Here is a 3,277-nt window from a genome sequence, read left to right on the forward strand (position 1 = left end):
CCTCGTGAAGTCCGTGTTCAACCCGAATATCTCGGAGAAGGGCGAACTCCTCTGGGCGCGTGTCTCGATGGCCTTCGCCATCGCGCTGGCGACCTGGCTCGGGATCAACCCGCCGGGCTTCGCGGCTCAGGTGGTGGCGCTGGCCTTCGGTCTGGCGGCGGCAACCCTGTTCCCGACGCTGATGATGGGGATCTTCTCGAAGCGCATGAACGCGCCCGGGGCGATCTGGGGGATGATCGCGGGTCTCGTCGTGACCTGCGCCTATCTCTTCACCTACCTCGGGGTCTTCTTCATCCCCGGCACCAACATGCTGGACAACACGGCAGCCAACCACCTCTTCGGCATCCCGCCGACCCACTTCGGGCCGATCGGTGCGGCGATCAACTTCGCCGTCGCCTACTTCGTCTCGAAGGCCACCGCAGCACCGCCGCAGCACATCCAGGACCTCGTCGAGAGCGTCCGGATCCCGCGCGGCGCCGGTGCGGCACTGTCGAAGTGACCGCATGAAAGAGACAGGGCCTGCGACACCGCGGGCCCTGTTCAGGACAGCGGCGCATCCCGACAAGCATCGGGGTGCGCCTTTTCACTTGCGGGGCCGGAACGATGTCCGAGACCACGACCGTAGATATCGCCGCGACGCTTGCCGGCACCCATCCCTACGACGCCCTGCCGCCCGAGGATCGCGAAGCGCTGGCCCGCGAGACCGACCTGCAGGAGGTGCCCGAGGGCGCCATCATCTACGCGATCGGCGCGCCGCAGACGCATCTCTACCTCGTCCTCGAGGGCCGTATCGACATTTCCGACGCCGGCGGCGAGATCCTGTCGATCCTCGGTCCCCGCAACTCCTTCGGCGAGCGCGGGCTGATGAAGGACGGCGCGGCCGTCGTGACCGCCACGGCGGGGGAGCCCTCGCGCCTCCTCCGCATCCCGGCCGCGGCGTTCCACGACCTCATCGCGAAGCATCCGCGCGTCATGCGGTTCTTCGACCGGACGCGGCCCGCCCGGACGCGGCGGCAGGACATCACCACCATCGCGCTCGCCGACCTGATGACGCGCGACCCGCTCACCTGCACGCCGCAGACGCCGCTGATCGAGGCGGCGCGCAAGATGCGGGAGATCCACGTCTCCTGCATCATCGCGGCCGAGGAAGGCGCGGTGCGCGGCATCCTGACGACCGGCGACATCACCTCGCGCGCGGTGGCCGAGGGCCTGCCGGGGACCACGCCCGTTTCGCAGGTGATGACGCCCGACCCCGTGACGCTGCCGCCCGGCGCGCTGGTGGCCGACGTGCTGCACACGATGGTCGAGCGCGGCATCACCCACATGCCGGTGGTCGAGGCGGGCAAGCTCGTCGGCATCCTCACGCAGACCGACCTCACGCGGTTCCAGGCCACGTCCTCGGCCGCGCTGATCCAGGAGATCGCGTCGGCCCCCGACAGCGCCGCGCTCGCGCGGATCGTGGGGCGCATCCCCGAGTTGCTCGTGCAGCTCGTCGCCGCGCAGAACCCCCACCAGGTCGTCACGCGCCTCATCACCGACATCGGCGACGCCACCACACGGAGACTTCTGGCGCTGGCCGAGGCGCGGCTCGGACCGCCGCCCGTGCCCTACCTCTGGCTCGCCTGCGGCAGCCAGGGCCGCCAGGAGCAGACCGGCGTCTCCGACCAGGACAATTGCCTCATCCTCGACGATGCCGCGACGCCGCCCGACGACGCCTATTTCTCCGAGCTCGCGAAATTCGTCTCGGACGGGTTGAACGAGGCGGGGTATTTCTACTGCCCCGGCGACATGATGGCGACGGCGATCCGTTGGCGGCAGCCGCTGCGCGTCTGGCGGCAGTACTTCGCCAAATGGATCGCGGTGCCCAACCCGGAGGCGCAGATGCTCGCCTCCGTCATGTTCGACCTGCGCCCGATCGGCGGGCATTTCGGCCTGTTCACCGATCTCCAGGAGGAGACGCTGGAGGCGGCCTCGAAGAACTCGATCTTCGTTGCGCACATGATCTCGAACTCGCTCAAGCACCAGCCGCCGCTCGGCCTGTTCCGCGGTTTCGCGACGGTGCGCTCGGGCGAGCGGAAGAACACGATCGACCTCAAGCACAACGGAGTCGTGCCGGTCGTGGACCTCGGGCGGATCTATGCGCTGAAGGGACGCCTGACCGAGGTGAACACGCGGGCACGGCTCGTCTCGGCGGCGGAGACGGGGGCGGTCTCCTCATCGGGCGGGCGCGACCTTCTGGACGCCTACGACATGATCGCGCAGACACGGCTCGAGCATCAGGCCGAGCTGATCAAGCGCGGCGAGAAGCCCGACAACTTCATGACGCCCGGCGACCTCTCGGACTTCGAGCGGAGCCACCTGCGGGACGCCTTCGTCGTGATCAAGACCATGCAGAACGCCGCCGCCTCCGGGCGCGGCTATCTGAGCTGAGGAGAGCGACTTGTTCTGGATGCTGGTGACGACCTTCGTGGCGGGCTTTGCAGGGGCGGGCGTCGGCCTCGCCCTGCGCGCGCTCACGCGCAAGCGGCTGCCGAAGGGCATCATCCCGGTCTGCGCGGGCCTCGCCATGATCGTCGCGACCATCGGCCAGGAATACGGCTGGTACGAGGGCGTGCGCCGGACCATGCCGGCGGATCTTGTGGTCCTGTCCACCCGCGAACAGCAGGCCTGGTACCAGCCCTGGACCTTCGTGCAGCCCTGGGTGAAGGGTTTCATCGGCTTCTCGCCCGCCGAGACGGTCGAGACCGCCGAGGGCTCCGGGTTCCATGCGGTGCAGCTTCGCGTGCAGGAGCGCTGGAACCCGCAGACCGTGGTGCCCGCGCTCGTCGACTGCGGCGAGGGCCGCTGGGCCGACCTCACGCCCGACATGACCTTTTCGGAAACCGGGGAGCCGACCGGCGCCGCGTGGCGCCCGGCCGACCCCGAGTTTCCCATCGTGAGCGCCGTCTGCGGAGGGGGGACCGCGGAGGGCTGATCGCAAGACCGCCTCCCGGCGCCGCGCGACCGCCGGACGGGGCAAGAGAGACCGGGGCAAGGAGGAGGCCCCGCGACATGTTCAAGACACTCAGCCTGCGTCTGCGCATATTCCTGTTCTTCGCGGCCCTCGCGCTCGGCACATCGGCCCTGGCCGTGGGCGGCCTCGCGCTCGGCTATGTCCGGCTGGGCGAGGCGCACGCGCTTTCGGCCTTCGTGATCGCGGGCTTCGTCGCGGTGCTCGCCATCTTCGCCATCACCACCTGGATCTGGGTGCTCTTCGACGAGAACGTGGCCAAGCCCG

General features: G+C 69.2%; 3 protein-coding genes and 1 pseudogene. All 4 read left to right on the top strand.

The features are described from left to right. A partial coding sequence (locus tag ACTS11_RS15345; protein WP_442641172.1) for a sodium:solute symporter family transporter occupies nt 1–499 on the top strand: 499 nt, incomplete at its 5' end. A 104-nt stretch (nt 500–603) separates the two neighbouring features. Further along, nucleotides 604–2,430, top strand: coding sequence for a DUF294 nucleotidyltransferase-like domain-containing protein (locus tag ACTS11_RS15350; protein ID WP_442641173.1), 1,827 nt, complete (start codon nt 604–606; stop codon nt 2,428–2,430). Between the two features lie 10 nt (nt 2,431–2,440). Beyond that, entirely contained in the window at nt 2,441–2,974 is a 534-nt protein-coding gene (locus tag ACTS11_RS15355) for a hypothetical protein (protein WP_442641174.1), read from the top strand. A 77-nt stretch (nt 2,975–3,051) separates the two neighbouring features. After that, a pseudogene (locus ACTS11_RS15360) lies at nt 3,052–3,277 on the top strand (3'-5' exonuclease); the annotation flags it as partial.

This window comes from Roseicyclus sp. (genome assembly GCF_052168335.1).
Taxonomy (GTDB): Bacteria; Pseudomonadota; Alphaproteobacteria; order Rhodobacterales; family Rhodobacteraceae; genus Roseibacterium.